Annotated in this window: 4 protein-coding genes; 1 reads left to right on the top strand and 3 read right to left on the bottom strand. The window is 61.8% G+C overall.

What is annotated here, in order from left to right; all coding sequences use genetic code 11:
- Positions 1 to 165: 165 nt before the first annotated feature.
- Together AC3WLY_RS07345 and AC3WLY_RS07340 are read right to left on the bottom strand one after the other, a co-directional pair.
- Positions 166 to 1,265, bottom strand: a protein-coding gene (locus AC3WLY_RS07345) for an IS3 family transposase (protein WP_492309991.1) whose coding sequence is annotated in 2 segments (ribosomal slippage) — positions 166 to 1,013 and positions 1,013 to 1,265 — 1,101 coding nt in all. Because the reading frame shifts where the segments join, the coding sequence is not laid out codon by codon here.
- A 281-nt stretch (positions 1,266 to 1,546) separates the two neighbouring features.
- On the bottom strand, positions 1,547 to 1,795 hold the full coding sequence (locus AC3WLY_RS07340; RefSeq protein ID WP_492309990.1) for a hypothetical protein: 249 nt from the start codon (positions 1,793 to 1,795) through the stop codon (positions 1,547 to 1,549).
- Between the two features lie 19 nt (positions 1,796 to 1,814).
- On the opposite strand from AC3WLY_RS07340, the gene AC3WLY_RS07335 reads away from it, so the two are divergent.
- Positions 1,815 to 3,239 (top strand): DHA2 family efflux MFS transporter permease subunit, encoded by a 1,425-nt coding sequence (locus tag AC3WLY_RS07335; RefSeq protein WP_492309989.1) that lies wholly within the window; start codon positions 1,815 to 1,817, stop codon positions 3,237 to 3,239.
- 275 nt (positions 3,240 to 3,514) lie between these two features.
- On the opposite strand, the gene AC3WLY_RS07330 is transcribed toward AC3WLY_RS07335, so the two are convergent.
- Positions 3,515 to 4,258: a 2OG-Fe(II) oxygenase gene (locus AC3WLY_RS07330; protein WP_175962082.1), complete on the bottom strand. Its 744-nt coding sequence runs from the start codon at positions 4,256 to 4,258 to the stop codon at positions 3,515 to 3,517.
- Positions 4,259 to 4,574: the final 316 nt, after the last annotated feature.

Here is a 4,574-nt window from a genome sequence, read left to right as displayed (position 1 = left end):
CGAACAGGACCGTGAAACGACTCTACGCCGATGATAGTGCGGATTCCCGTGTGAAAGTAGGTAATCGTCAGGCTCCCCTTAGCCAGAAACCCCCGCCCGAAAGGCGGGGGTTTTTGCATTTCAGCGACGGAAATACGGTGACCTGAGGCGGAATTTTGTGACCAATCAGGCAGTGAGTCGCGCGTCGATATTATCGGAATCCAGCCAGGCTCGACGGACCGTGGCAGGAGGTTGATAGCGATGAGCGCTATGGGGCCGACGCTCGTTGTGAAACTGTCGCCAGCGTTCGATGAGTACCTTGGCCTCGGCCCGGCTGCGGAACCATTCGCGATTCAGCAATTCGTCGCGCAGCTTGCCGTTGAAGCTTTCGACGAATCCGTTTTGCCACGGGCTGCCGGGCGCGATGAAGGCTGGGCCGATTGCAGCATCTCTCAGCCAGCGCATGACCTTGGCGGCGGTAAATTCGGCGCCGTTGTCCGACCGCACAAACGCCGGCTTGCCGTACAGGCGCATCAGTCGCGACAGCGTTAGGATCACATCCTGCGAACGCAGGCTGGTGCCGATCTCGATCGCCAGGCACTCGCGGGTGTATTCATCGATCACGCAAAGCATCTTCAACGCTCGCCCGTCCACCAACTGGTCGTGTACAAAGTCGTAGCTCCAGACCGAATTGGGCTGGGTGGCGCCAGGCAGGCGTATGTCGTTGCCGCAACGACGTCGGCGAGGGCGCCGCCGTGGAATGTTGAGCTGCAAGGCTCGCCACATTCGTCGCACACGCGATTCGCCCAGCGCCAGCCAAGCCGACATCCGTCGGTAGCCGAAGCGCGGCACCTCCTGCGCAGCCGCAATCAGTTGCTCGCCCAGACGCCGATCTTTCTCCGGTTGCTTGGGCGTATAGGTCGCCACCCGGCGACTCAGTCCCAAGTAGCAACATGCCTTGCGTCGTGATAGCCCCCGCCGAGTCAGGACTTCCAGCGCCTCGCGCCGGCCCGTCGGGGCGCTCATTTTTTTCGGCTGAATTCCTTCAGGCCGTCGATCACCAGCATCTGTTCGGCGATCAGGCGCTTAAGCCGATCGTTCTCCGACTCCAATTCCTTGAGCCGACGCGCGTCGGCTACATCCATGCCGCCGAACTTGTTGCGCCAACGATAGAACGTCTGTTCCGAGATGTTGTGGCGCTTGCATAGATCCTTCACCGGTTCATCCCGGCTCTCGGCCTCGCGCAAGATGCGAATAATCTGCTCGTCGGTAAATCGCTTCTTCATCGAGTTCTCCTTGTCTCTAGGATAAAAGAGAACTCACTGGCCGGATGGCTACAAGAAACGTCTCAGGTCAACGGGGCGGCCAAGCAACGGCAGCGGAGCCAGAGCCAGAGTGCCGAAGGCATCGATTTGGGCAGCTACCGTTCTCGAGCGATCCGCAGTTCTGCGCCGCTGAAATTTTCAGGTGTCTTCTTCTACGCATCGTATCGATGCACCTTCAGCCGGTGCCTAGGCATGTCGGCACATTCAAAGATGATGTTGTAATGGATGCTGATGGGTGACGTTCAACGATGATGCTCGATAAATGGCGTGTTTCTGCGAAAGAAATCCATGCTCCCACGCTTCGCCTCGACCTGTCCGAGGACGTCACTCGGCGAGCGCAGCACGAAACCGTCCCCGAAATCTATGCGCATAAAGTGCATTCGTGCGACATGAGTCGGCGAAGCGAAGGCAAAGCCCTTCAGGGTAATATCGCCATTCATCCCCGATCCCGGTGCTTGTCTGCACCTATTGGCGGTCGGTGTTTTTCGCATTCCGTCTCCTGCACCGTTCATGACTGACAGCCCTGTTCAAGGTGGTCGGACGACCGACTTCTTACCGTACCTCGTCGCCGCAACGTTCTTCATGGAGTACCTCGACACGACCGTGATCGCGACCGCGCTGCCGCAAATGGCGCATTCGTTCGGCGTCGGGCCGAATGCGCTGAGCCTCGGGATGACGGCCTACATGCTTGCGCTTGCAGTGTTCATCCCGATCAGCGGTTGGATCGCTGATCGATATGGATCGCGCACCGTGTTCGCCAGCGCGATCGTCGTCTTTACCGGCGCGTCGGTGCTGTGCGGGCTGTCCGATGGCGTGGTGACGTTCACGGCTGCGCGGCTGCTGCAGGGTGTCGGCGGGGCGATGATGGTGCCGGTCGGACGGATGATCGTCGTGCGCAGCACCGAGAAAGCAAAGCTGATGCGTGCGATCGCGACGATCACGTGGCCGGGCATCGTCGCGCCCGTCGTCGGACCGCCGATCGGCGGTTTCATCACCACCTATGCGTCCTGGCGATGGATCTTCCTGTTGAACGTCCCGTTCGGCATCGCCGCGCTCGTCTGTACCTGGCTGATCGTCCGGAACACGCGGGCCGACGAGCAGCGGCCGCTCGACTGGGCCGGCTTTGTGCTGGCCGGCGGAGCACTGACCTGTCTGTTGATTGGCACCGAGGCGGCCGGCCAGCAGGATGTCCACTTCACGCGCGCGGCCGTCCTGGTGGGCGCGAGCGTATTGTTCGGCATGGCCGCGTGGTTGCATGCGCGGCGTTGCGCGCATCCGCTGCTCGATTTCACGACGCTGAAGGTGCCGACGTTCTCGGTGACGGTGATCACCGGCTCGATCACGCGGATGGCGATCAATGCCGTGCCGTACCTGCTGCCGCTGCTGTTCCAGATCGGTTTCGGCCTGTCGCCGTTCCAGTCCGGTTTGCTGCTGCTCGCGAGTGCGCTCGGCAATCTCGGCATGAAGGCGGGAACGTCGTGGATCCTCGACCGCTACGGTTTCCGGCGCGTCGCGCTCGTCGACGTGACGCTCGTCGGCATCTTCACGATCATGTGCGGCTGGCTGACCGCATCGACGCCGCTGACGATCACGCTGTTCGTCGTATTCGTCTACGGGCTGACGCGGTCGATGCAGTTCACGACGCTCGCGACGCTGGCCTATGCGGATATCCCGGCTCACCAGACGAGCGCGGCCAGCACGTTGTGGAGCGCTGCGCAACAAATGACGATCGGGATGGGGATCGCGTTCGGCGCGTTGTCGCTGCGGCTCGCGGCGTTGGTGCGTGGCGATGCGGCCGGCATGCATTATGTGCTCGGCGATTTCCGCTGGGCATTCGTCGCGGCGGGCGTGCTCGCACTGCTGACGTTGCCGGGCTACGCGCGATTGGCCACCGATGCAGGCAATCGGCTGCGGGCGAATGTGGCGCGAGGGTAGGACGGACTGCTAATCGCGTTTGTGTCGCGACAGGTGAGTGTTTTGGTTTCCTGTCGCTCGCAAGCAACGTCGAATCGTCATGGCTGTGACGACCTGACGGGCGGCGAAAGCTGTCATCTGTCACCGTGGACGAGCGGGCAGATCGCGCGGCGATGTATGGCCGTAACGTCCTCGGAGCGATTACACGCGACTGGCGAACAGACGCGCGGTGTTTACCGCGCGAACCCATCCGCGTGATCAACCGCGCGACCGTATCGTGTTCGTCCCGATTACCGTCACTGCGCATCATGGAAGATGATGCCGACCGTGTGGCGGTGGCCGCTTCTGATCCGGCTTACGCCGTGGCGCAGGTTGACGCGATAGACGCCGCGCGTTCCCTGCACGGGCCTGCCGTGCACGGCGAAGATCACCGCGTCGCCTTGCGTCAGCGGCACCACTTCCGCACGCGACTGCATGCGTGGCCGCTGTTCCGTCAACACGAATTCCCCTCCGGTGAAATCGCGTCCCGGCGCCGACAGCAGGATCGCGACCTGCAGCGGAAACACGTGCTCGCCATACAGATCCTGATGAAGGCAGTTGAAATCGTCGGCGCCGTATTGCAGGATCAGCGGCGTCGGTCGTGTCTGTCCCGCCGCGTGGCAGCGATCGAGGAAGGTCGCATGGTCTTTCGGATAGCGGACGCCGATCCCGAGTGCCTGGTTCCAGCGATTCGCGATCGGCGCGAGATGCGGGTAGATCGTCGCACGCAACTCGGCGACGATCGCAGGCAGCGGATAGGCGAAATACTTGTATTCGCCGCGCCCGAATCCGTGTCGCGCCATCACGACGCGTGAACGATAGAGCGCATCCCGCGGATAGAGCGATGCGAGCGCAACGCACTCGTTTGCCGAAATCAGGCTCGGCACGCGCGCGCATCCGTAGCGATCGAGCTCGGCATCGACGGTCGTCCAGTCGACTATGTCGACGCGTTGCGCGATGTCCGGCGATTCGACGGCAGGTTGCAGATCGGCGATGTTCACGGGCTTACCTCGTTCGTCAGCAGTGTGGCGTCGTGCGGTCGCGCGGAGTGTTCTGAAAACGTCGAACGCACGGTTGAATCCGCGGTGAGAGTTGATGAATCCAGTCTAGCGACGTTCATGCGCCGGCGCGCTCCAGATCTTGCGCTCCAATTCGGAAAAGGAAGAGGGGAAAGCCCGCGACGTGGCATGGGCGCACGCGAATGCGTCGACGTCGGAGCACGGAAGCGAAGCAGCGAAGAAGCGAAGAAGCGAAGAAGCGAAGAAGCGAAGAAGCGAAGAAGCGAAGAAGCGAAGAAGCGAAGAAGCGAAGAAGCGA

The sequence above is a fragment of the Burkholderia sp. FW306-1C-G01B genome, assembly GCF_058781685.1.
This window is presented reverse-complemented; position numbering and strand designations above follow the sequence as displayed.